This is a genomic window from Streptomyces sp. NRRL F-5727, assembly GCF_000719555.1.
In the GTDB taxonomy this organism is placed as follows: Bacteria; Actinomycetota; Actinomycetes; order Streptomycetales; family Streptomycetaceae; genus Streptomyces.
Genome location: NZ_JOGX01000006.1, coordinates 118,725 through 139,693 on the forward strand (window position 1 = coordinate 118,725; position 20,969 = coordinate 139,693).

The 20,969-nt window shown below is 73.7% G+C and carries 25 protein-coding genes and 1 pseudogene; 12 read left to right on the top strand and 14 right to left on the bottom strand.

Annotated features, from left to right (window positions below; genetic code table 11):
* Positions 1-120 precede the first annotated feature (120 nt).
* The 3 genes and pseudogenes from IF73_RS37525 (at position 121) to IF73_RS0106960 (ending at position 2,129) form a co-directional block, all read left to right on the top strand.
* Positions 121-997: pseudogene (locus tag IF73_RS37525) on the top strand (helix-turn-helix domain-containing protein).
* A complete protein-coding gene (locus IF73_RS0106955) occupies positions 998-1,234 on the top strand; it encodes a DUF397 domain-containing protein (RefSeq protein ID WP_030495614.1) in 237 nt (78 codons plus the stop codon).
* A 76-nt stretch (positions 1,235-1,310) separates the two neighbouring features.
* On the top strand, positions 1,311-2,129 hold the full coding sequence (locus IF73_RS0106960) for an SAM-dependent methyltransferase (protein ID WP_031004577.1): 819 nt from the start codon (positions 1,311-1,313) through the stop codon (positions 2,127-2,129).
* A 40-nt stretch (positions 2,130-2,169) separates the two neighbouring features.
* On the opposite strand, the gene IF73_RS0106965 is transcribed toward IF73_RS0106960, so the two are convergent.
* Entirely contained in the window at positions 2,170-3,513 is a 1,344-nt protein-coding gene (locus IF73_RS0106965; protein WP_031004579.1) for a 6-phospho-beta-glucosidase, read from the bottom strand.
* Positions 3,514-3,617: 104 nt separating this feature from the next.
* Here IF73_RS0106965 and IF73_RS0106970 point away from each other — a divergent pair, with 104 nt between their 5' ends.
* Positions 3,618-4,061, top strand: coding sequence for a YchJ family protein (locus IF73_RS0106970; RefSeq protein ID WP_031004581.1), 444 nt, complete (start codon positions 3,618-3,620; stop codon positions 4,059-4,061).
* A gap of 16 nt (positions 4,062-4,077) precedes the next feature.
* Here IF73_RS0106970 and IF73_RS0106975 read toward each other — a convergent pair whose 3' ends face one another.
* From IF73_RS0106975 to IF73_RS0106990, 4 genes are all read right to left on the bottom strand, one after another.
* Complete coding sequence (locus IF73_RS0106975; protein WP_031004583.1) at positions 4,078-4,437, bottom strand: hypothetical protein; 360 nt, start codon at positions 4,435-4,437, stop codon at positions 4,078-4,080.
* 54 nt (positions 4,438-4,491) lie between these two features.
* Positions 4,492-6,594, bottom strand: a complete 2,103-nt coding sequence (locus IF73_RS0106980) for an MDR family MFS transporter (protein ID WP_031004585.1) — start codon at positions 6,592-6,594, stop codon at positions 4,492-4,494.
* 63 nt (positions 6,595-6,657) lie between these two features.
* Positions 6,658-6,906 (bottom strand): hypothetical protein, encoded by a 249-nt coding sequence (locus IF73_RS0106985; protein ID WP_373307825.1) that lies wholly within the window; start codon positions 6,904-6,906, stop codon positions 6,658-6,660.
* Between the two features lie 356 nt (positions 6,907-7,262).
* Positions 7,263-8,321 (bottom strand): ATP-dependent DNA ligase, encoded by a 1,059-nt coding sequence (locus IF73_RS0106990; protein WP_031004590.1) that lies wholly within the window; start codon positions 8,319-8,321, stop codon positions 7,263-7,265.
* A 52-nt stretch (positions 8,322-8,373) separates the two neighbouring features.
* Here IF73_RS0106990 and ligD point away from each other — a divergent pair, with 52 nt between their 5' ends.
* The gene (gene ligD / locus IF73_RS0106995; RefSeq protein ID WP_037878441.1) at positions 8,374-9,426 is read left to right on the top strand and encodes a non-homologous end-joining DNA ligase; all 1,053 of its coding nucleotides are present in this window, start codon (positions 8,374-8,376) and stop codon (positions 9,424-9,426) included.
* A 45-nt stretch (positions 9,427-9,471) separates the two neighbouring features.
* Positions 9,472-9,744 (top strand): WhiB family transcriptional regulator, encoded by a 273-nt coding sequence (locus IF73_RS0107000; RefSeq protein WP_051716589.1) that lies wholly within the window; start codon positions 9,472-9,474, stop codon positions 9,742-9,744.
* Between the two features lie 26 nt (positions 9,745-9,770).
* Here IF73_RS0107000 and IF73_RS0107005 read toward each other — a convergent pair whose 3' ends face one another.
* The 3 genes from IF73_RS0107005 to IF73_RS0107015 all read right to left on the bottom strand — a co-directional run bounded on the left by IF73_RS0107005 (position 9,771) and on the right by IF73_RS0107015 (position 12,059).
* Positions 9,771-10,745: an acyl-ACP desaturase gene (locus IF73_RS0107005; RefSeq protein WP_031004594.1), complete on the bottom strand. Its 975-nt coding sequence runs from the start codon at positions 10,743-10,745 to the stop codon at positions 9,771-9,773.
* A gap of 207 nt (positions 10,746-10,952) precedes the next feature.
* A complete protein-coding gene (locus IF73_RS0107010; protein WP_078867968.1) occupies positions 10,953-11,201 on the bottom strand; it encodes a hypothetical protein in 249 nt (82 codons plus the stop codon).
* A 12-nt stretch (positions 11,202-11,213) separates the two neighbouring features.
* Positions 11,214-12,059: a helix-turn-helix domain-containing protein gene (locus IF73_RS0107015; RefSeq protein ID WP_031004596.1), complete on the bottom strand. Its 846-nt coding sequence runs from the start codon at positions 12,057-12,059 to the stop codon at positions 11,214-11,216.
* A gap of 193 nt (positions 12,060-12,252) precedes the next feature.
* Between IF73_RS0107015 and IF73_RS0107020 the strand changes: the two genes are divergently transcribed.
* Positions 12,253-12,729: an ATP-binding protein gene (locus tag IF73_RS0107020; protein ID WP_234338178.1), complete on the top strand. Its 477-nt coding sequence runs from the start codon at positions 12,253-12,255 to the stop codon at positions 12,727-12,729.
* On the opposite strand, the gene IF73_RS0107025 is transcribed toward IF73_RS0107020, so the two are convergent.
* The 3 genes from IF73_RS0107025 to IF73_RS0107035 form a co-directional block, all read right to left on the bottom strand.
* Complete coding sequence (locus IF73_RS0107025; protein ID WP_031004598.1) at positions 12,715-14,361, bottom strand: ABC-F family ATP-binding cassette domain-containing protein; 1,647 nt, start codon at positions 14,359-14,361, stop codon at positions 12,715-12,717. The genes IF73_RS0107020 and IF73_RS0107025 overlap by 15 nt on opposite strands.
* Before the next feature lie 295 nt (positions 14,362-14,656).
* Positions 14,657-15,073 (bottom strand): SsgA family sporulation/cell division regulator, encoded by a 417-nt coding sequence (locus IF73_RS0107030; RefSeq protein ID WP_031004599.1) that lies wholly within the window; start codon positions 15,071-15,073, stop codon positions 14,657-14,659.
* Between the two features lie 143 nt (positions 15,074-15,216).
* Entirely contained in the window at positions 15,217-15,699 is a 483-nt protein-coding gene (locus tag IF73_RS0107035; RefSeq protein ID WP_031004600.1) for a (4Fe-4S)-binding protein, read from the bottom strand.
* Positions 15,700-15,850: 151 nt separating this feature from the next.
* On the opposite strand from IF73_RS0107035, the gene IF73_RS0107040 reads away from it, so the two are divergent.
* Complete coding sequence (locus tag IF73_RS0107040) at positions 15,851-16,927, top strand: WD40/YVTN/BNR-like repeat-containing protein (protein ID WP_031004602.1); 1,077 nt, start codon at positions 15,851-15,853, stop codon at positions 16,925-16,927.
* A 40-nt stretch (positions 16,928-16,967) separates the two neighbouring features.
* Here the strand turns inward: IF73_RS0107040 and IF73_RS0107045 are convergent, their stop codons facing one another.
* Together IF73_RS0107045 and IF73_RS0107050 are read right to left on the bottom strand one after the other, a co-directional pair.
* Positions 16,968-17,267, bottom strand: coding sequence for a YciI family protein (locus tag IF73_RS0107045; RefSeq protein ID WP_031004604.1), 300 nt, complete (start codon positions 17,265-17,267; stop codon positions 16,968-16,970).
* A gap of 35 nt (positions 17,268-17,302) precedes the next feature.
* On the bottom strand, positions 17,303-17,863 hold the full coding sequence (locus tag IF73_RS0107050) for a hypothetical protein (RefSeq protein WP_031004606.1): 561 nt from the start codon (positions 17,861-17,863) through the stop codon (positions 17,303-17,305).
* Between the two features lie 62 nt (positions 17,864-17,925).
* Between IF73_RS0107050 and IF73_RS0107055 the strand changes: the two genes are divergently transcribed.
* The 4 genes from IF73_RS0107055 to IF73_RS0107070 all read left to right on the top strand — a co-directional run bounded on the left by IF73_RS0107055 (position 17,926) and on the right by IF73_RS0107070 (position 19,701).
* Positions 17,926-18,618 (top strand): endonuclease V, encoded by a 693-nt coding sequence (locus IF73_RS0107055; RefSeq protein ID WP_031004608.1) that lies wholly within the window; start codon positions 17,926-17,928, stop codon positions 18,616-18,618.
* A gap of 70 nt (positions 18,619-18,688) precedes the next feature.
* Complete coding sequence (mmpA, locus tag IF73_RS40920; RefSeq protein ID WP_158821947.1) at positions 18,689-18,826, top strand: morphogenic membrane protein MmpA; 138 nt, start codon at positions 18,689-18,691, stop codon at positions 18,824-18,826.
* The gene (locus IF73_RS0107065) at positions 18,823-19,209 is read left to right on the top strand and encodes a VOC family protein (protein ID WP_031004610.1); all 387 of its coding nucleotides are present in this window, start codon (positions 18,823-18,825) and stop codon (positions 19,207-19,209) included. Before mmpA ends, IF73_RS0107065 begins: the two co-directional genes overlap by 4 nt.
* Before the next feature lie 60 nt (positions 19,210-19,269).
* The gene (locus tag IF73_RS0107070) at positions 19,270-19,701 is read left to right on the top strand and encodes a RidA family protein (RefSeq protein WP_037878444.1); all 432 of its coding nucleotides are present in this window, start codon (positions 19,270-19,272) and stop codon (positions 19,699-19,701) included.
* A gap of 24 nt (positions 19,702-19,725) precedes the next feature.
* On the opposite strand, the gene IF73_RS0107075 is transcribed toward IF73_RS0107070, so the two are convergent.
* Complete coding sequence (locus IF73_RS0107075) at positions 19,726-20,931, bottom strand: saccharopine dehydrogenase family protein (protein WP_051716590.1); 1,206 nt, start codon at positions 20,929-20,931, stop codon at positions 19,726-19,728.
* Positions 20,932-20,969: the final 38 nt, after the last annotated feature.

Sequence of the window (20,969 nt, forward strand, 5' to 3'; positions counted from 1 at the left end):
ACTGTCCTCCTGACTCGGACACTTGGCAAGTGGCACTCTGAAAATTGCAGAGTGCCGTGTTCTCTCTGGCCCGGTGTCGTGGCACACTCGTCGAAAACAGCGCGTCGGGGAGGTCTGAGAGTGAGCGAGCCGCGGTCCGCCCCCACGGTGGGGCAGGTCGTCCTCGGCCGGCGTCTCCAGGATCTGCGCGAGCGCGCGGGGCTGAAGCGGGAGGAGGCCGCCAAGGTCCTCCACGTCGCCCCGGCCACCGTCCGCCGTATGGAGACCGCCGAGGTCGCGCTGAAGATCCCGTACGTCCAGCTGCTGCTGAAGAGCTACGGGATCGCCGACGCCGAGGCGGAGGCGTTCGTCGCCCTCGCCGAGGAGGCCAACCTGCCCGGCTGGTGGCAGCGGTTCCACGACGTGCTGCCCGGCTGGTTCTCCATGTACGTCAGCCTGGAGGGGGCCGCGAGCCTCATCCGGTCCTACGAGCCCCAGTTCGTCCCCGGTCTGTTCCAGACCGAGGAGTACGCCCGCGCCATTCTGCGCAGCGGAGCGGTCGGCGGCGGCGGTGACGCCGCGCGGGAAGAGGACATCGACCGGCATGTGGCCCTGCGGATGGAGCGTCAGTCCCTGCTGACCAGGGAGGACGCCCCCAAGTTCTGGGTGATCATGGACGAGACGGTGTTCCGCCGACCGGTCGGCGACGGGCCCGAAGTGATGCGCGACCAGCTCGACCGGCTGCTCGAAGCGTCCGAGCTGCCGAACGTCACCCTGCAGATCGCGGAGTTCGCGTCCGGCCACCACCCCGGCACGTACGGGTCCCTTCGTCCTCTTCCGCTTCGCCATGCCCGAACTCCCGGACATGGTCTACAGCGAGTACCTGACCGGCGCCGTCTACCTCGACGCGCGCCCCGAGGTGGCGTCCCACCTGGAGGTCATGGACCGGATGGCGGCGCAGGCCGCGACTGCACCACGCACGAAGGAGATCCTCCGGGGTCTCCGCAAGGAGCTGTGAATGGATCGCATATACAACGGCATGCCCGCCGCGGAGCTCGGTGCCGAGGGATGGCACAAGCCCTGGAGCGGCGGGAACGGGGGCAACTGCGTGGAGGCCATGAAGCTGGCCGACGGCAGGGTCGCCGTGCGACAGTCCGCAGACCCTGAAGGACCCGCTCTCATCTACACCCACGGGGAGATCGCCGCGTTCATCGCGGGGGCCAAATCCGGTCAGGCTGACTTCCTGCTCACCTGACCCTTCCGCACCACGCCTACCGTCACGTAACTCTTGTAGCAGCGCCACCCGTTCGTCCCGACCAGGAGAGCCGACGATGACCCAGGACCCCGCATCCGCCCGCAGCGAGATCCGGATCGACACCAGCAAGCCGCACCCCGCGCGGATGTACGACTGGTTCCTGGGCGGCAAGGACAACTACCCCGTCGACGAGGAGATGGCCCGCCAGCTCCTCACCGTCGACGCGCGCGGCCGGGACATGGCCCGGGTCAACCGCGCCTTCATGCACCGCGCCATCCGCTGGCTCAGCGCGCGGGGCGTCCGCCAGTACCTGGACGTCGGCACCGGCATCCCGACCGAGCCCAACCTGCACCAGATCGCGCAGCAGGCCGCGCCGGAGTCCCGGATCGTCTACTGCGACAACGACCCGATCGTGCTCGCGCACGCGGCCGCCCTGCTGCGCTCGACCCCCCAGGGGGCCACCGAGTACATCCAGGCGGACGCCCGCGACCCGGAGACCATCCTCGAACGGGCCGGAAAGGTCCTTGACTTCGACCAGCCCATCGCACTGTCGATGCTGGCCCTGCTCCACTTCCTGGGGGACGAGGACGGCGCCCACGACATCGTCGCCAGGCTCGTCGACCAGCTCGCCCCCGGCAGCTACCTCGTCCTGTCCCAGGTCACCGGGGACTTCGACCCCGAGGGCGCGGCGAAGGCCGTCGGCATGTACAAGGCCCGCGGCATGACCCTGCGACCCCGCTCGCGCGACGAACTCGCCGCCTTCTTCGACGGCCTGGAGCTCGTCGAGCCCGGCGTCTCCCTCACCGCCGACTGGCACCCCGAGCTGGGCGAGCCGGTGCCGGTGCAGGGCGACGACCCGATCCCGGGCTGGGCCGCCGTGGCCCGCAAGCCCTGACCCGTACGCGCTGAGACGCCGGGCCCGCGGGCCCGGCGTCTCACGCCCGCAGGTACGCGAGCCCCGGGTGCGCGGCCGTGTAGCCGTCGAGCAGCCGACGGGCCACCGCCACCGAGTCCACCAGCGGGTGCAGCGCGAACGCCTTCACCGCGTCCGCCCGCGCCCCGCTCTCCGCCGCCACCAGCACCTCGCGCTCGACCGCCTTCACCGCCGACACCAGCCCCGTCGCGTGGTACGGCAGCGGGTCCACCGCCACCGGACGGGCGCCGTTCGCGTCCACCAGGCACGGCACCTCCACCACCGCGTCCGCGTCGAGCCCCGGCAGCGTCCGCCCGTTCCGCACGTTCAGGATCAGCGTGGCCCGCTCGCCGCGCGCGATCGCCCGCATCAGCGCCAGCGCCACCTTCTCGTAGCCGCCCGACTCCAGGTCCTCCTCCGCCCGGTCGCCGGCCCCGGCCGCCTCCCGGTTGTGCGCCATGTAGGTCGCCTCCCGGTCGGCGAGCGTGCGGTGCCAGGCGTCCAGGGCGCGGGTCTCCGGCTTGCCGGCCGCCGCGTAGAAACCGGCCTGCTGGTCCAGCAGGTAGGCGCCCCTGGTCTTCTCCGCGCCCCGGTAGGAGGCGACGGCCTCCCGGTTGAAGTAGTAGTAGTGCAGGTACTCGTTGGGCACCGCGCCGAGCGACCGCAGCCACTCGGAGCCGAAGAGCCTGCCCTCCTCGAAGGAGCCGAGCAGCGCCTCGTCCGCGAGGAGCCGGGGCAGCTCGTCCCGCCCGTCCACCCGCAGCCCGCGCAGCCATCCCAGGTGGTTGAGGCCGACGTAGTCGATCCACACCCGGTCCGGGTCGGCGCCGAGGACCCGGGCGACCCGGCGGCCGAGGCCGACGGGGGAGTCGCAGATGCCGACGACCCGGTCGCCCAGCACCCGGGACATCGCCTCCGTCACCAGCCCCGCCGGGTTGGTGAAGTTGATGACCCAGGCGTCCGGCGCGAGCGCCGCGATCCGGCGGGCGATCGCGACCGCGACGGGCACGGTCCGCAGGCCGTACGCGATCCCGCCCGCGCCCACCGTCTCCTGCCCCAGCACCCCCTCGGCCAGCGCCACCCGCTCGTCGGCCGCCCGGCCCTCCAGGCCGCCGACCCGGATCGCCGAGAAGACGAAGTCCGCACCGCGCAGCGCCTCGTCGAGATCGGTGGTGGCCGTGACGGCGGGCGCGTCCGGCACCCCCTCGGCCTGTTCGGCGAGGACCCGCGCGATGGCCGTCAGCCGGTCCCCGTCGAGATCGTGCAGGGTGACGTGGGTGATCCGCCCCTCGGCGTGGTCGCCGAGCAGCGCGCCGTACACCAGCGGCACCCGGAACCCGCCGCCTCCGAGAATCGTCAGTCGCATGCTCCGTACGCTACTCGGACACCCCCGCCGGACGGCCCGAACCGGCCCCGGCGTCCACGCCGCCGTCCGTATCCCGGGCAGCGGGGCTGGGGGAGAATGACGGCATGTCCCGACGCAAGACCCGGCCCCGCCCGCCCGCGCCCGCCCCGGCCGTCACCGCCGACACGCCCTGCCCCTGCGGCCTCGACGCCGCGTACGGCGCCTGCTGCGGCCGCTTCCACAGCGGTACGGCGGGCACCGCGCCCACCGCCGAACTCCTGATGCGCTCCCGCTACAGCGCCTTCGTCGTCGGCGACGCGCCCTACCTGCTGCGCACCTGGGCCCCGGAGACCCGGCCCGGCACCCTCGACCTGGATCCCGGCATGCTCTGGAAGGGCCTGGAGATCCTGGGCACGACCGACGGCACCGCCTTCCACCAGAGCGGCACGGTGACCTTCCGGGCCCGGTACGCGCACGGCGGCGAGGCCGGCTCGCTGCACGAGCGCAGCCGCTTCACCCGCCACGACGGCGCCTGGGTGTACGTCGACGGCGACTTCCTCGACGACTGACCCGGCCCGCCGGTGCCTACCAGACGAGGACCCCGCCGTTCACCTCGCGGGCGCGGTGGGCGGCGGCGACGATGTTGTCGAAGCGGGCGGTGACGTACTCCACCGTGTAGCCGCTGTGCCCGGCGAGGGCGGCCAGGTGCGGGCGGACCGCCTCGCACTCGGCCAGGAACTCCCCCAGCTCCTCGGGCTGGACGCGCAGGTCGTCGCCGTCGAGGAGCGGGAAGAACCGCGCGCCGAGGGCGCGCATCGCGGGGGAGCCCCACAGCGTGGTGCGGCTCCGCTCGAAGCCCGCCAGATCGCGGCCACCCGGCGGGTCCTCCAGCAGGCGCTCGGTGCCGTCGGCGTCGAGGACGAAGGTGTGGACGAGAAGGCTCATGGGCCGATCCTCACGCGTCGGCCCTGCCGGGACCAGCGCTTTTCGGCCCCCGCGTCACCCCCGCGCGGCGACGGCCGTCCGGTCGTCCGCGCGGTGCGCGGGGAGGCCGGTGGAGAGGTCCTCCGCCACGGCCTTCTTCGCGATGGCGTCGACGGCGGCGCGGAGTTCGGGGCCGCTGGGGCGGCCGCGCTCCTGCTCCAGGCGGGCGGAGAGCCAGTCGCCCCAGGCGTGGGTGATGACCTCGGCCTCGCGGGCGCCGGCGGGCGTGTGCGAGAGGAGGTTCCCGTGCCGGGTGAGGAAGCCCTCGTCGACCATCCGGTCGAAGGCGGGGAGCAGGACCTCGGGCGGCAGCCGCCGGCTCGCCGCGATCAGCCCGAGGCTCGCGTGGCCGACCGTCCGCGTGTACAGCTCCACCTGCATGACCGCCCAGGCGCCGGCCGTGTCGAGGCGGGTGTCGGAGTTCGCCACGATCCGGCGGGCGGTGTCCATGTCCATCCGGCGGAGCAGCCGTCCGACGGAGAGTTCGAGGAGCTTCGCCGAGTCGCCGCTGCTGGTGGGGGAGGCGAAGCCCTCGCCCATGTCGGGGGCGGACTCCCGGACCGTGTCGCGGAGCTTGACCTGCTTGAGGAAGAGGGCGACGACGAAGCCGACGACGGCGACGGGCACGGTCCACAGGAAGACGGTGTGCAGGGTGTCGGCGTAGGCCCGGACGATCGGTTCGGCGATGCCGCCGGGCAGGGCGTGCAGCCCCTGGGGGCTCTGCGCGGCCTGTGCGACGGTCTGCGGATCGATGCCGACCGGCCCGGCGAGCACGGACGCCTCGGCGACCCCGGTGGTGAGGTTGGGCTTCAGGGCGTTGGTGTAGATCGTGCCGAAGACGGCGGTGCCGAAGGAGCTGCCCAGGGTGCGGAAGAAGGTGACGCCGGAGGTGGCGGTGCCCAGGTCGGCGTAGTCGACGGTGTTCTGCACGGCGATGGTGAGCACCTGCATGCACAGGCCGATGCCGACGCCGAGCACGAACATGTACAGCGATTCCAGCCAGGCGCTGGTGTTCTGGTCCATCAGCGACAGCAGATAGAGCCCGAGGCCCATCACCGCGCAGCCGACGATGGGGAAGATCCGGTAGTGCCCGGTCTTGCTGACCACGTTGCCGCTGTAGATGGAGGCGATGAGCAGGCCGACGACCATGGGCAGCGTCCGGATGCCGGAGACCGTCGCCGAATCGCCGTCCACGTACTGGAGGTAGGTCGGCAGGAAGGTCATCGCGCCGAGCATCGCGAAGCCGACGACGAAGCTCAGGACCGAGCAGACGGTGAAGACGGGGTTGCGGAACAGCCGCATGGGCAGCATGGGTTCGGCCGCGCGGGCCTCCACCCAGCAGAACAGGCCGAGGGCGACCAGACCGCCGGCGAAGAGCCCGATGATGACGCCGGAGCCCCAGGCGTACTCGTTCCCGCCCCAACTGGTCGCCAGGATCAGCGCGCTGGAGCCGACCGCGACCAGCGCGATGCCGAGGTAGTCGATGACCGGCCGGCTGGCCGAGCGGACCGAGGGGATCGTCCGGGCGGCGGCGACGACGACGAGGATCGCGATCGGCACGTTCACGTAGAACGCCCAGCGCCAGCTGGCGTGGTCGGTGAACAGGCCGCCGAGCAGCGGACCGATGACCGTCGAGACGCCGAACACGGCGCCGATCGCGCCCTGGTACTTGCCGCGTTCGCGCAGCGGGATCACGTCGGCGATCAGCGCCATGGAGGTGACCATGAGACCGCCGGCGCCGACGCCCTGGAGACCGCGCCAGACGATCAGCAGCGTCATGTTGGTGGCGAGGCCGCACAGGAAGGAGCCGGTGATGAAGACCACGGCCGAGATCTGGAAGATCACCTTGCGGCCGAAGAGGTCGCCGAACTTGCCGACCAGGACCGTCGCCACGGTCTCGGCGAGGAGGTAGGAGGTGACGACCCACGACATGTGGGCCGCGCCCCCGAGGTCCGCGACGATCGTGGGCAGGGCGGTGCCCACGATGGTCTGGTCGAGCGCGGCCAGGAGCACGCCGAGCATGATCGTGCCGAACACGATGTTGCGGCGGCGGCCGTCGAGCAGGGGCGGTGCGGGCGCGGCCGGGGCCGCGGGTGCTGCGTCGCTGGTCGTGGTCACCTTGGCAGCGTCACACCGCGCCGACGCAGCTGCGCGCGGGGTGCCGCCGATCGGGCGACGCCGTCAGGGGCGTACCGGCAGGGTCGGGTGGTGCTTGGCCAGGATCTTGTTGGCGCGGGCGAGAGCGGCCAGCGCGTGCTCGCGGTCGGCCCGGTCCTCCGCGCAGAGCGGCCCGCGGAAGCGGTAGACCTCGCGCGCCGCGCAGTCCGCCTCGATCTCCGCCTGGAGGACGTGCGCGGGCAGACAGGAGCCGATGAGGGCGGCCACGCGGTCGGGGATCGGGACGGGGACGAGAGGAGAGGGCGAGGCGATCACGGGTCAGTCCTAGCGGTTCGTGGGGGCGGACGGGAAGGGCTCTCACCTCCATACGTACCGGATGGCGGGAGCGGTTCCGGTACGGCTCCGGGGCCGGTGTGCGACGGGGGCGCCCGGCTCGCCCGGAGTGCGCGGGCGCACCCGTCGGCGTGCCCCGGGCCCGGGTGATCGCGGGCGCGGGCGTTCCCGCAGGTACGGGGCACGGCGCCGGCCGGGCGTTCCGCACGGACGCCGCGCGTCGCGGGCGCCGGCGGCCGGCGGCGGGGCCGGGCGGGCGCGGCGCAAGCCCCCGGACGGCACCCTCGGTGTGAAGGAAATCACGTGGCGCCGAGGCGTCCCGGCCGGGACGATCGTCAGCTCAGCACGTCCGACAGGTCGTACGAGACGGGCTCGTCGAGCTGCCCGTAGCCGCAGGACTCGGGGGTGCGGTCCGGGCGCCAGCGCTTGAACTGCGCGGTGTGCCGGAAGCGGTCGCCCTCCATGTGGTCGTAGCCGACCTCGCAGACCCGCTCCGGCCGCAGTGCCACCCACGACAGGTCCTTCTTCCCCGACCAGCGGCTGGGCGCGCCCGGCAGCCGGGCGCTCTCGTGCGCGGCCTCCTCGGCCCAGGCGGCCCACGGGTGTCCGTCCGGCGGGTCCATCCGCAGCGGCTCCAGCTCCTCGACCAGCTCGGCCCGGCGCCCGGCGGTGAAGGCGGCGCAGACGCCGACGTGCTGGAGGGCGCCCCGGTCGTCGTAGAGGCCGAGGAGCAGCGAGCCGACGACGGGGCCGCTCTTGTGGAAGCGGTATCCGGCCACGACGACGTCGGCGGTCCGCTCGTGCTTGATCTTGTACATCAGCCGGGCGTCCGGCCGGTAGGGCAGGTCGAGCGGCTTGGCGATCACGCCGTCGAGCCCGGCCCCCTCGTACTGCTCGAACCAGCGCGCGGCCAGCTCCGGGTCGCGGGTGGCCGGGGCGAGGTGGAGCGGGGCGGTGGTGCCGTCGAGCGCCCGCTCCAGGGCCTCGCGGCGCTCGGCGAGCGGGGTGTCGAGGAGGGCGTCGTCGCCGAGGGCGAGCAGGTCGAAGGCGACGAAGCGGGCCGGGGTGGTCGCGGCGAGCATCCGGACCCGGGAGTCCGCCGGGTGGATCCGCTCGCTCAGCCGGTCGAAGTCGAGCCGCCCGCCGTGCTCGACGACGATCTCGCCGTCCACCACGCACCGCTTCGGCAGCCGTTCCCGCAGCGCGTCGACGAGTTCGGGGAAGTACCGGGTGAGGGGCTTGCCGGTACGGCTGCCGATGACCAGCTCGGGGCCGTCGCGGTGGACGATGGCCCGGAAGCCGTCCCACTTGGCCTCGTACTGCATCCCGGGCGGGATCTTCTTCACGGCCTTGGCGAGCATCGGCTTCACGGGCGGCATCACCGGCAGATCCATGGGTCGATTGTCCGGTATGCGACATCTGTCGGCGAGCCCTAGGGTGGCGCCCATGGCAGGCAAGACGGCAGCGGTGGAGGTGGAGGCCGGCGGGCGCACCGTCCGCGTCTCCAACCCGGACAAGATCTACTTTCCGGAGCCCGGCTACACCAAGCTCGACATGGTGCGCTACTACCTCGCCGTCGGCGAGGGCGTCACCCGCGCGCTGCGGGACCGGCCCACCACCCTGGAGCGCTACCCCGACGGGGTGACGGGGGAGTCCTTCTTCCAGAAGCGGGCCCCCAAGTACCTCCCCGACTGGATCCCGACCGCGCACATCACCTTCCCCAGCGGCCGGTCCGCCGACGAGCTGTGCCCCACCGAGCCGGCCGCCGTGGTCTGGGCCGCCAACCTCGGCGCCGTCACCTTCCACCCCTGGCCGGTCCGCCGTGGGGACACCGACCACCCGGACGAGCTCCGCCTGGACCTCGACCCGCAGCCCGGCACCGACTACGCCGACGCCGTCCGCGCCGCGCACGAGCTGCGGGCCGTCCTCGGCGAGTACGGGCTGCGCGGCTGGCCCAAGACCTCCGGCGGACGCGGGCTGCACGTCTTCGTCCCGATCCGCCCCGACTGGACCTTCGTCCAGGTCAGGCGGGCGGCCATCGCCGTCGGGCGGGAGCTGGAGCGGCGGATGCCGGACCGGGTCACCATGAAGTGGTGGAAGGAGGAGCGCGGCGAGCGGATCTTCGTCGACTACAACCAGACGGCCCGCGACCGCACGATCGCCTCCGCCTACTCGGTCCGCCCGAAGCCGCACGCCCCCGTCTCCGCCCCGCTGCGCTGGGACGAGATCGACGACGCGGTGCCGGAGGACTTCGACATCCGGACCATGCCGGCCCGGTACGCCGAGCTGGGCGACGTGCACGCGGACATGGACGACGAGCGCTTCGACCTGGAGCCGCTGCTGGAACTGGCCCGGCGCGACGAGGCCGAGCACGACCTCGGGGACCTGCCCTATCCGCCCGAGTACCCGAAGATGCCGGGCGAGCCGAAGCGGGTCCAGCCGAGCCGGGCGAAGAAGCCGGCGGAGAACGGTCCGGACGCGCCCGACGAGCCGCATTGATCGGACGTTGACGGTGTGTTTAGCGCCCCGCGCCAGGGTGGAGCCATGCAGACCGAGACCGACGTCCTGACCTTCCCGGCCCCCCGCCCCGCCGCCGACCTCGCCTGGCGCGAGGACGCGCTGTGCGCCCAGGCCGGACCCGAGTTCTTCTTCCCGGCCCCCGGCTCCTCGACCCGCGAGGCCAAGCAGCTCTGCGGCGCCTGCGAGGGGCGCGTCGCCTGCCTGGAGTACGCGCTCGCGCACGACGAGCGGTTCGGGGTGTGGGGCGGGCTCTCCGAGAAGGAGCGGCTCAGGCTGCGGCGCGCGCGGCGCTCCTGAACCGCTCCCGGGGGAGTGCGCGGGGCTCAGCCCTCGGCGCGCGCGGCCATCCGGGCCTTGCGGGCGGCCAGCTTCGCGTCGAACTTCGTGGCCTCCGCGTCGAGGCCGTTCATGAAGAGGCCCAGCTCCTCCTGGGCGCGCAGCCCGTCCGGGCCGAGGCCGGTGATGTCGAGGACCTTCAGGTGGCGGAGCACCGGCTCCAGCACGTCGTCGTGGTGGATGCGCATGTTGTAGATCTCGCCGATCGCCATCTGGGCGGCGGCCCGCTCGAAGCCCGGGATGCCGTGGCCGGGCATCCGGAAGTTGACCACCACGTCGCGGACGGCCTGCATGGAGAGGTCGGGGGCGATCTCCAGGGCGGCCTTCAGCAGGTTCCGGTAGAAGATCATGTGCAGGTTCTCGTCGAGCGCGATGCGGGCGAGCATCCGGTCGCAGACGGGGTCGCCGGACTGGTGGCCGGTGTTGCGGTGCGAGATGCGGGTGGCGAGCTCCTGGAAGGACACGTACGCCACCGAGTGCAGCATCGAGTGGCGGTTGTCCGACTCGAAGCCCTCGCTCATGTGTGACATCCGGAACTGCTCCAGCTTGTCCGGGTCGACGGCGCGGGAGGCGAGCAGGTAGTCGCGCATGACGATGCCGTGCCGGCCCTCCTCCGCGGTCCAGCGGTGCACCCAGGTGCCCCAGGCGCCGTCGCGGCCGAAGAGGCTGGCGATCTCGTGGTGGTAGCTCGGCAGGTTGTCCTCGGTGAGGAGGTTGACCACGAGCGCGATCTTCCCTATGTCCGTGACCTTGGACTGGGCCGGGTCCCACGCCTCGCCGTCCTCGAAGAAGCCCGGGAAGTTCCGGCCGTCCGACCAGGGCACGTACTCGTGCGGCATCCAGTCCTTGACGACCTTGAGGTGCCGGTTGAGCTCCTTCTCCACCACCTCTTCCAGCGCGTACAGCAAGCGCGCGTCGGTCCACCCTGCCGAACTGTCGAGGTGGGGAGAGGTGAGCGTCACGGGGACTCCTGGGGACGGAGAGGAGGGCGAACGGAAATACCTACGGATTCGTAGGTTACGACTCCGTAGGTTAAGGCCCCGTAAGGCGGCGACCAAGCCCCGCTCGAACCTTGTCCGGTTACGTTCCGTTATGTGCGCAGCTCGGACGCCGGAAAAGAGATGCAGGTCACGTCGGGGCGGGTCACCCGTGAACAGCTGATCGGCTACTCAGAGCAGATGGTCGGCCGCTCCGGACTTCACCGCGGAGATCAGCGCGCGCAGCGCCTCGACGGAGTCGCTGACGTACTCGCCGGGGGTGAGGGTCGAGCCGATGTAGGCCCGGCCGGCGTCGTCGAGGCCGAAGCGGAAGCAGTTCGCCCCCTCGCTGCAGAAGGCGTCGCCCCAGGCGATCGCGCCGGCGGGGGCGGACGGGGTGGCGGAGGGGGCGGACGTCGTGACGTTCGTGATGTCGGGCATGGTGCGGATCCCTCACAGGTCCTGGGCTATCGAGCGGATGAACGCGCGGGAGTCGGCGGTGGACAGGGCGAGTCCGCGCAGCCGTTCGAGCAGGCCCCGGTATCGGCGCAGCTTCATGTCGGCGTCGAGGAGGATCGAGCCGTGCGAGGAGTCGAGCTGGACGGTGTCGAGCTGCGGCACGGGCGCGGACACATAGCTGAACGACTGTCCCGCTCCGGGGAAACCCCCGGCGGCGAAGGGGATGACCCGCACGGTGACGGTGGCCCGTTCCGACTGCTCCAGGATGTGCTCCAGCTGGGCCCGGGCGACCTTCGGGCCGCCGAACTGCATGCGCAGCGCCGCCTCGTGGATCACGGCCTCGTACGGCACCGGCCGGTCCAGGGTCTCCTGGCGGCGCAGCCGCAGGGCGAGCCGGGCCTCCAGGTCCGGTTCCGGCAGCGGTGGCACGGCGGTGTCGAAGACCGCCCGCGCCTGGTCCTCGGTCTGCAGCAGACCGGGCACGTGGGTGGTCACCGCGGTCGCCAGCTCGGCTGCGTGGTGCTCCAGTTCGGCGATGTCGAGCAGGGCGGGCGGAAGCAGTCCGCGGTGCTCCTCCCACCAGCCGCGGTCCCGCTCCTGGGCCATGGCGGCGAGCAGGTCCACCAGGGCGGTGTCCGGGCAGCCGTAGTTGAAGGCCAGGGTCCGCACCCGCTCGGGGCTGATGCCGAAGCGGCCGGACTCGACGTTCGGGATGCGGGTGCGGTCGACGCCCAGGAGGGCGGCGGCCTGCTGGGCGGACATCCCCGACTGTTCGCGCAGCTTGCGCAGTTCGGCGCCGAGCCGCTGCTGGCGTGCGGTGGGGCTGCTCCTGGGTGGCACGTCGATCTCCCTCGTCCTGCTGGGCGGCCCCCTGCCGCCCCCGTTCCCGCGCCGCCGTCGCCCGGCTGTCCGGAAACGGCGCCACTACCCGCAAGTAGTAGCACCGTGCTCCGCTTCTGCGCTACGGTCGGTAGCGCAAGTCTCACACGGGGCGACCACGACCGTGTGCAGAGCACCCCCATGTACAGGAAATGTGAGCAATCCGATGAAGGGCGCCCTGCGTTGCCTTCCGGCCGCCGTCACGGCCGCCGGGCCCATACCCCCCGCCGCGGAGAACCTCAGTTACTCCATGCTGCTCCCCGGCGGCGCCTACTGCGCGGGCCTCGCCCGCGAGGCCGTCCGCGGCCTCCTCACCCGCCACGGACTCGCCGGACTGCGCGAGACCGCCGCCCTCGCCGCCTCCGAACTCGTCGCCGCCGCCTACCGGTTCACCCCCGACCGGGAGATGGCGCTGCGCGTCCGCTGGCAGTTCGACGCCCTGCGGATCGTGGTCTACGACCAGCATCCGCTCCACCGTGAGCCGGAAGCCGCCGAGAAGTGCCGCGACCGCCGCAGCCGCAGCATGTGGCTGCTGGCCGCGGCGGTCGAGGAGCACGGCGGCGACTGGGGACTCGCCCCCGCCCTCACCCCGGACGGCGGCACCAAGTCCTGGGCGTTACTCCACCTCTGACGTCGACCCCGCACGGAGCTCCTCCGCCGACGTCGGCCGCAGCCGGCCGTCGAGGAGCAACCGGCGCGTCAGCCCCAGCGACTCCAGGAACGTCAGGTCGTGACTGGCCACGACCAGCGCCCCCTCGTACGCGCGGAGGGCCGCCGTCAGCTTCCGCACCGACGCCATGTCCAGATTGTTCGTCGGCTCGTCCAGCAGCAACAGCTGCGGAGCGGGCTCCGCGAGCAGCAGCGCCGCCAGCGTCGCCCGGAACCGCTCCCCGCCCGACAGGCTGCCCACCGGCTGGTCCGCCCGGGCGCCCCGGAACAGGAACCGCGCGAGCCGGGCCCTGATCGCGTTCCCCGACGCCGCGGGCGCGAACCGGGCCACGTTCTCCACGATGCTCAGCCCGTCGTCGAGGACGTCGAGCCGCTGCGGCAGAAAGCGGAGCGGCACCAGGGTCTCCACCTCGCCCGACACGGGTTCCAGCTCCCCGGCGACCGTCCGCAACAGCGTGGTCTTACCGGCCCCGTTACGGCCCACCAGCGCGATCCGCTCCGGGCCCCGCAGCTCGAACCCGCCCTCGACCCGCGCCCCGTACCGCAGCTCCAGGTCCCTGATCCGCAGCACCTCGCGGCCGGGCGGCACCGAGGTGCGCGGCAGCTCGACCCGGATCTCGTCCTCCTCCCGCACCGCCTCCGCCGCCACGTCGAGCCGCTCCCGCGCCTCCGCCAGCCGCTCCGCGTGCAGGTTGCGGTGCTTGCCCGCCGAGACCTGCGCCGAGCTCCGCCGGGTGTGGGCCACGACCTTCGGCAGCACCTTGTTCTCGAAGCTCTTCTGCGCGTACCGCCTGCGGCGCGCCAGCTTCATCCCGGCGTCGGCCAGTTCCCGTCGCTGCCGCTGGACGTCCGCCTCGGCGACCCGCACCATCCGCTCGGCCGCCTCCTGTTCGGCCGCGAGCGCCTCCTCGTACGCCGACCAGGGGCCGCCGTACCAGCTCACCCCGCCGTCGTGGAGGTCGGCGATCTGGTCGACCCGCTCCAGGAGCTCCCGGTCGTGGCTGACCACCACCAGCACCCCGGACCAGCTCTCCACCGTCTCGTAGAGACGCGAACGGGCGTACAGGTCGAGGTTGTTGGTGGGTTCGTCGAGCAGCAGGACGTCCGGCCGGGCCAGCAGCAGCGCCGCGAGCCGCAGCAGCACGGACTCGCCGCCGGACACCTCGCCGACCGTGCGGTCCAGGCCGATCGAGCCGAGACCGAGCCGGTCGAGCGTGGCCAGCGCCCGCTCCTCCACGTCCCAGTCGTCGCCGATGACGCCGAAGTGCTCCTCGGCCGTGTCGCCCGCCTCGACGGCGTGCAGCGCGGCACGTTTCCGGTCGATGCCGAGGATCTCGTCGACCCGGCGTCCGGTGTCCAGGACCAGGTTCTGCGGGAGATGGCCGATCTCGCCGGCCGTCCGCACGGAGCCGGCGCTGGGGGTGAGCTCCCCGGCGAGCAGCCGGAGCAGGGTGGACTTCCCCGAGCCGTTCGACCCGACCAGACCGGTACGGCCGGGACCGACCGTCACCTTGAGGTCGTCGAAGACCTCGGTGCCGTCCGGCCAGGAGAAGGAGAGCGAGGTGGTGGAGAGAAAGACGGGGTGATGTGACACGAGGGCCTCCGGTGCCGCGAGCACGGTACGAGCGTGGGCGTGGTGCGACGCGTGAGACACCGGGGCGCGGGCAGCGTGGGGAACGGCTCGTCCACCGAGGTCGAGAACGGCACGCACGGCACGGGGCACGGGCGCGGCACGGTGTCTCGGGACCTCAGAGGTACAACGTTCCTTCTCCGATCGGGAGGCGATCTGACCTCACCGACGGTAGGACCGCTCGGGCGGAGGGGACAACCGGTTTTCGGCGGACCGCTCGAGGCGGACCGCTCGGAGTGGACCGTTCAGGACGGGCCGTTCAGGGCAGCTCGCCCAGGAGCGCGGCCAGGTCCCGGTCCCAGTCCAGGTACTGGTGCTCGCGCCCGGCCGGCACCAGGTGCTGCGAGCGCTCCAGGAAGCGGCGCAGCTCCGAGGTGCGCACATGGACCATCGCCACGCCCTCCGGGGCGTGGAACTCCACCACGGTGCGGTCGTAGCCGTACGGACGGAGCCGTACGTCCCCGTCCCCGGCGGGCCGTTCGACCCCCTGCGCCAGCAGCTCCCGGGCGAAGGCCCAGGAGACCTCGACGCCCTCCAGGGTGGCCGGCGGCGGGAAGGCCATGCTGACGGCGTACGGGTCCTCACGGTCGTAGCGCAGGGTGGCGGGGACGGTCTCCATCCGGGGTGCGGAAGCGACCAGACGGGCCTGGACGGGTTGCTCGATCACGGCGGACACGGCGAACTCCTCTCGCGCGGTTGCGATCCTGTGCGTCTCCCCGACACCAGGGCACCTGACACCCGTCAAGACGAGCGGAACCGCCGGAACGTGCACCGGACCCCTACGTGAGGTGCGTCACCGCGCCGAACCGGAGGACGTCTCTAGCGCTCCTCGGCCACGTCGTCGTCGGGCTCCGCGCAGGGCCCCGAGTGGTCGCAGTACGGCTGGTTCGCCGAGGCCCCGCAGCCGCAGAGCAGCGCCCGGGTCTCGTGTCGCACCCCCTGCTCGCCCGCGACCAGCAGATCGCCCCGGACCCTCAGCTGGCCCGACGGCTTCCGGCGCACGGTGGTCGGCACGTCCGGCGCCTCCTCCGCGCCGACGCCCGCCGCCGGGTGGTACTGGAGCGCCCCCGAGGGGCAGCGCCGGATCACCTCGGCCACCCGCTCCGGCACGGCCGCGTCGGGCAGCACCCAGGGGCGGCGGGACAGGTCGAAGACCTCGGGCAGACCGTGGACGCACTCGGCCGCGTGCAGGCAGCGCCGCGGCTCGAACGTGACGGTGATCCCCTCGCCGTCGTACTCCTTCAGCCGCGGCTTCCCGCCGGTCGGGGATTCGGTCCCCGGCTCCGCTGTTCCCTCGGTCATGCGCCCAGCCTAGGAACGCCCGCCGCGCCCCGCACTCCGGCGGAGCCGGGCCGGGACCCGGACCGGACGCCCTCTGGACGGGCCCCGGCCACCGCCGCTAGCTTCCGGCGCCATGACACCTGTGCGAAAGATGCGAACGGCGCGACGCACGATGACGGCGGGACTGCTGGGGGCGGCGCTGGCGCTCTCCCTCGCGGCCCCCGCGCGGGCCGGGGAGACCCCCGCGGCCCCCGCGGCCGCCACCTCCGCCGACGGCTGGCGGCTCACCCCCACCGGGACCGACGCCCGCTTCCGGGGCCTGGCCGCGGTGGACCGGCACACCGCCTGGGCCGCCGGCTCCCGGGGCACCGTCCTGCGCACCACCGACGCGGGCCGCAGCTGGCGGAACGTCTCACCCGCCGGCGCCGAGGGCCTGCAGTTCCGCGACGTCGAGGCGTTCGACGCCCGCCGGGCCGTCGTCCTCGCCATCGGCGAGGGCGAGGCGTCCCGGCTGCTGCGCACCGAGGACGGCGGCGCCACCTGGACCGAGACCTTCCGCAACACCGACCCGCGCGCCTTCTACGACTGCGTGACCTTCCTCGACCGCCGCAACGGCCTCGCCCTGAGCGACCCCGTCGACGGCAGGTTCCGCATCCTCTCCACCCGCGACGGCGGCCGCAGCTGGGAGGTCCTGCCGGACGCCGGGATGCCCGCCGCCCTGCCCGGCGAGGCGGGCTTCGCCGCGAGCGGCCAGTGCCTGGTCACGGCGGCGACCGGCGGGCGGGACGTCTGGTTCGCGACCGGCGGCGCCGCCACCGCCCGCGTCTTCCACTCGGCGGACCGGGGCCGCACCTGGACCGTCACCGACAGCCCGGTCCCGGCCGGCGACCCGGCCAGGGGCGTCTTCGCGCTCGCCTTCCGCGACCGCCACCACGGCCTCGCCGTCGGCGGCGACTACCGGGCCGGAGAGCCCTCGCCGCGGGCCGCCGCCGTCACCGCCGACGGCGGCCGCACCTGGACCCCGTCCGACACGCCCCCGCCCGCCTACCGCTCCGGCGTCGCCTGGCTCCCGCACGGCGGGGACGCCGCCCTCGCCGTCGGACCCACCGGCACCGACCTCACCCGCGACGGCGGCCGCACCTGGCGGACCGTGGACACCGGCTCGTACGACACCGTGGACTGCACCCCGGACGGCGGCTGCTGGGCCGCGGGCGAGAAGGGCCGGATCGCCGTCCTCGCCCGCCCGTGAGGCCCGGGCGGGAGGCCGCCCCACGCGGGAGGCGGCCGGGTCAGGCCGGCGGCTGCTCGCGGTAGCCGGCCAGGCCCTCGACGGTCTTCGACGCGTAGAACTCGGTGATCCGGTACGCGCACACGCCCTCGGCGCTGAAGGGGTCGGCCGCCGCGATCCGCTCGATCGCGGCCCGGTCGACCCCGGCCGCCAGGATCACCCCGCCGTCCCGCGGGTTCTTCCGCCCCGACGCGAGGAACACCCCGGCGGCGTACTGCTCGTCCAGCCAGGCGATGTGCGCGTCCATGAGGGCGTCCGCCCGCTCGACGGGCGCCGTGTAGGTCAATTCGAGTACGAACATGCGTGCAAGGCTACCGGCGGGGGCCGCCCCCGCGATCAGCAGTCCGGCACCAGGCGGGGCTGCTCGAAACGGTGCTCCGCCGGCTTCAGCACCTCGAACAGGTAGCCGAAGTACGAGGTCTCCACCGTGCCCGTGAGCACCCCCAGCAGGAAGGCGGCGCACCCCGGCCCGTGCCGCTCCCAGAGCGGGCCGCGGCCCTCGTTGTAGAGGACGGGCCACTCGTCGGGGTGCGCGTCCGGCAGCACCAGCCAGTACAGGAAGGCCCCCGACCCCTCCTCGTACGCCCACGGCACCACCCGCGCCCCCGGCTCCCTCAGCTCCGCGGGCCACTCCTCGTCCTCCCACTCCCGCAACGACTCCAGGATCTCGGTCCGTTCGGCGGTCTGCGCGACCAGGTCGAGGTGGGCGCGGCCGGCGTCCGGGGCCAGCAGCCACACCGTCTCGTCGAAGACCCCGGGGCCGTACGTCTCGACCAGCCGTCGGTAGTCGGCGGGGAGCGGCACCCCGAGCGCGCGCTCGGTCCCCGCCCAGTCCACGGCGGGCGGCGGCTCGGCGGGCGGCGGGCAGAGGCGTACGAGGGCGTCGATCGCGGTCATCCGGGGAAGCTACCGCACCCCGCCGACAGGGGCGCAGGACGCCGTCGCCGTAGGGTGGCCGCATGGGGATCATCGGGGTTCCGGCGGGCTGGCCCGCCGACCAGGAGACGGCGCTGGACGTCCAACGCGAGCTGCGGGGACGGCTCGTGCTGGACGAGGAGGGCCCGGCGGCGGGCACGGGACACGTCACGGGGCTCGACGTGGCGTACGACGACGAGCGGGACCTCGTCGCCGCCGCGGCCGTGGTGCTGGACGCCCGGACCCTCGCGGTCGTCGAGGAGGCGACCGCCGTGGGGCGGGTCTCCTTCCCGTACGTCCCCGGGCTCCTCGCCTTCCGCGAGATCCCCACCGTGCTGGCCGCGCTCGACGCCCTCACCGCCGACCCCGGCCTCCTGGTCTGCGACGGTTACGGCCTCGCCCACCCGCGCCGGTTCGGGCTCGCCGCCCACCTCGGCGTGCTCACCGGCCGGCCCGCGATCGGCGTCGCCAAGAACCCCTTCACCTTCGCCCACGACCAACCGGGCCAGGACCGGGGCGACTTCGCGCCGCTGCTCGCCGACGGCGAGGAGGTCGGCCGGGCGCTGCGGACCCGGAGCGGGGTCAAGCCCGTCTTCGTCTCCGTCGGCCACCGCGTCTCCCTCGACAACGCCTGCGCCCACACCCTCGCCCTCACCCCGCGCTACCGGCTCCCCGAGACCACCCGGCACGCCGACGCCCTCTGCCGGGGCGCCCTCAAGGAGGCCCTCGCCACCTAGGCACGTACCAGCGGCGTCTGAGTACCCGTACGGATGCCCGTTGTCAGACCCCCGCGGCACAGTGGCCTCCATGACAACCCCCGTCACCACACGCCACCGCCGTTCCACGGACCGCGCGATGCCCGTCGTCCTCGCCGTCGCCGCGCTCTCCGCGCTCGCCTGGACCTGCGCCATCCTGTACGTGCTCGCCGACTGGACCACCGGATGACCGGGCGGCTGCGGTGCGTCGTGCTCGACTGCCCCGACGCGCGTGAACTCGCCGGTTTCTACCGCGCGATGCTCGGCGGCGAGATCACCGCGCCCGACCCGGGGCTCGCCGTCGGAGCGGGCTCCGCCGTGCTGCGCGACGCGCACGGACCGGTCCTCGCCTTCCAGGACGTCGCCGACCACCGGCCGCCCGTCTGGGGCGCCCCCGAGCAGCAGTTCCTCCTCGACGTCCGGGTCCCGGACCCGGCCGCCGCCCACGAGGCGGTGCTCGCCCTCGGAGCCGTACCCCTCGGCGAGGGCGGGGGAGACGGAGACGCCGCCCGGCCGCTCTGGCGGGTGTACGCCGATCCGGCCGGGCACCCGTTCCGGCTCATGGGGGAGTAGGCCCCGGCGCCCTTCCCCGCACCGGATTTGACCGGGCCGCACCGGGGGAAGGAAGACGGGATGGACCTGCACACCACACCCCGACGACTCGTCTCCTCCGGCTCCCCGCTGGAACCGCAGATCGGCTTCTCCCGCGCCGTACGGCACGGCCCGTACGTCTCCGTCGCCGGCACCGCGCCGATCGCGCCCGACGGCACCACCACCGCGCCCGGCGACGTCTACGCCCAGACCGTGCGCTGTCTCGACATCGCCGAGGCGGCCCTCCGCGAGGCGGGCGCCCGCCTGGAGGACGTCGTCCGCACCCGCGTCCTGCTCACCGACGCCACCGCCTGGCGCGAGGCGGCCCGCGCGCACGGCGAGCGGTTCGCCGCCGTCCGTCCCGCCTGCACCTTCATGGAGGTGTCCCGGTTCATCGACCCGGCGTGGCTGGTCGAGATCGAGGTCGACGCCGTGGTGGTCGACCACAGCGCCCCCGACATGGTCGGCTGGTGAACCGGGCGTGAGACCGGGGGGCCGCTACTCCTGGTGCGCCACCCGGAAGCGCAGCCCCGCCGCCCGCAGCCGGGTGATGAGCGCGTCCCCCATCGCCACCGCCGTCGTGACCTGGCCCGCCGTCTCGGGCAGCGGGTCCAGGGCGAGGCAGAGCGCCGACTCGGCGAGCATCTTCGCCGTCTCGTCGTAGCCCGGATCGCCGCCCGACACCTCGGTGAAGACCCGCCGCCCGCCGCCCTCGCCGACGAACCGGACCGTGAACCAGCTGCGCGCCCGCCGCTCGGCCGACGGGCCGGAGCCCGCCTCGTAACGGTCCATCATCCACCGGCGCAGCGGCGGCAGTTGGGCCGCCGTGACGGCCGCGCCGATCGCCGCCGTGCCGCCGAGCGCCATCGGCAGGGTCTTCACCGAGGCGTAGTGGCGGTAGCGGAAGTCGGGGCCGTACCGTTCGAGGGAGGCCGCCGACCGGGCCACCACCTGCGGGTCCAGGGTGGGCAGCGGCAGCGCCCAGGTGCCCGTCTCGGTGCTGAACCGGGGCGCCCCCAGCGGCGCGCGGGCCCGCCGGCCCACCAGCCGGGGCGCGTGCAGCCGGCGCTCGTGGGCGGCCCGCAGGATCTCCCGGCCGCGCCCGAAGGCGGTCAGCGCGGAGGCGAAGGTGCCGCCGGAGAAGACGGCGCCGGCCCGGACGAAGCCGTCGACGCGCAGCGGTACGCCCTCCGGCAGCCGCTCCACGGTGAAGAGGACGCCGAGGTCGTGCGGGACGGAGTCGAAGCCGCAGGCGTGCACCAGCCGGGCGCCGGTCTCCCGGGCGCGGGCGTCGTGGCGGACGTACATGAGGTCGACGAACTCGGCCTCGCCGGTCAGGTCGAGGTAGTCCGTGCCGGCGTCCGCGCAGGCGGCGACCAGTCCCTCGCCGTACCAGACGTAGGGGCCGACGGTGGAGGCCACCACCCGCGCCGACTCCGCGAGCGCGCGCAGCGAGGCGGGGTCGCCGGAGTCGGCGACGAGCAGGGGTACGTCGGCGAGGTGCGGCCGGCCGGCGGCGAGCCGGTCCCGCAGCGCCGCCAGCCTGGCGGCCGAGCGTCCGGCGAGGGCCCAGCGGCACCCGGCGGGGGCGTGCTCGGCCAGATACTCCGCGGTGAGCTCGCCCACGAACCCGGTCGCCCCGAACAGGACCACGTCGTAGCGCCGTCCGCCGGGGTCCCGCCCCGTGTCCGCCCCTGTCTCCATCGAGCCCCACTCCCGTCCCTCGGCGATGTCGTCGGCGG

Excerpts from the sequence above, each read along its gene's own strand:
- IF73_RS0106955 (WP_030495614.1), top strand. The coding sequence starts at position 998 with ATGGATCGCATATACAACGGCATGCCCGCCGCGGAGCTCGGTGCCGAG.
- IF73_RS0106960 (WP_031004577.1), top strand. The coding sequence starts at position 1,311 with ATGACCCAGGACCCCGCATCCGCCCGCAGCGAGATCCGGATCGACACC.
- IF73_RS0106965 (WP_031004579.1), bottom strand. The coding sequence starts at position 3,513 with ATGCGACTGACGATTCTCGGAGGCGGCGGGTTCCGGGTGCCGCTGGTG.
- IF73_RS0106970 (WP_031004581.1), top strand. The coding sequence starts at position 3,618 with ATGTCCCGACGCAAGACCCGGCCCCGCCCGCCCGCGCCCGCCCCGGCC.
- IF73_RS0106975 (WP_031004583.1), bottom strand. The coding sequence starts at position 4,437 with ATGAGCCTTCTCGTCCACACCTTCGTCCTCGACGCCGACGGCACCGAG.
- IF73_RS0106990 (WP_031004590.1), bottom strand. The coding sequence starts at position 8,321 with ATGGATCTGCCGGTGATGCCGCCCGTGAAGCCGATGCTCGCCAAGGCC.
- ligD (WP_037878441.1), top strand. The coding sequence starts at position 8,374 with ATGGCAGGCAAGACGGCAGCGGTGGAGGTGGAGGCCGGCGGGCGCACC.
- IF73_RS0107000 (WP_051716589.1), top strand. The coding sequence starts at position 9,472 with ATGCAGACCGAGACCGACGTCCTGACCTTCCCGGCCCCCCGCCCCGCC.
- IF73_RS0107010 (WP_078867968.1), bottom strand. The coding sequence starts at position 11,201 with ATGCCCGACATCACGAACGTCACGACGTCCGCCCCCTCCGCCACCCCG.
- IF73_RS0107035 (WP_031004600.1), bottom strand. The coding sequence starts at position 15,699 with ATGACCGAGGGAACAGCGGAGCCGGGGACCGAATCCCCGACCGGCGGG.
- IF73_RS0107040 (WP_031004602.1), top strand. The coding sequence starts at position 15,851 with ATGACGGCGGGACTGCTGGGGGCGGCGCTGGCGCTCTCCCTCGCGGCC.
- IF73_RS0107045 (WP_031004604.1), bottom strand. The coding sequence starts at position 17,267 with ATGTTCGTACTCGAATTGACCTACACGGCGCCCGTCGAGCGGGCGGAC.
- IF73_RS0107050 (WP_031004606.1), bottom strand. The coding sequence starts at position 17,863 with ATGACCGCGATCGACGCCCTCGTACGCCTCTGCCCGCCGCCCGCCGAG.
- IF73_RS0107055 (WP_031004608.1), top strand. The coding sequence starts at position 17,926 with ATGGGGATCATCGGGGTTCCGGCGGGCTGGCCCGCCGACCAGGAGACG.
- mmpA (WP_158821947.1), top strand. The coding sequence starts at position 18,689 with ATGACAACCCCCGTCACCACACGCCACCGCCGTTCCACGGACCGCGCG.
- IF73_RS0107065 (WP_031004610.1), top strand. The coding sequence starts at position 18,823 with ATGACCGGGCGGCTGCGGTGCGTCGTGCTCGACTGCCCCGACGCGCGT.
- IF73_RS0107070 (WP_037878444.1), top strand. The coding sequence starts at position 19,270 with ATGGACCTGCACACCACACCCCGACGACTCGTCTCCTCCGGCTCCCCG.
- IF73_RS0107075 (WP_051716590.1), bottom strand. The coding sequence starts at position 20,931 with ATGGAGACAGGGGCGGACACGGGGCGGGACCCCGGCGGACGGCGCTAC.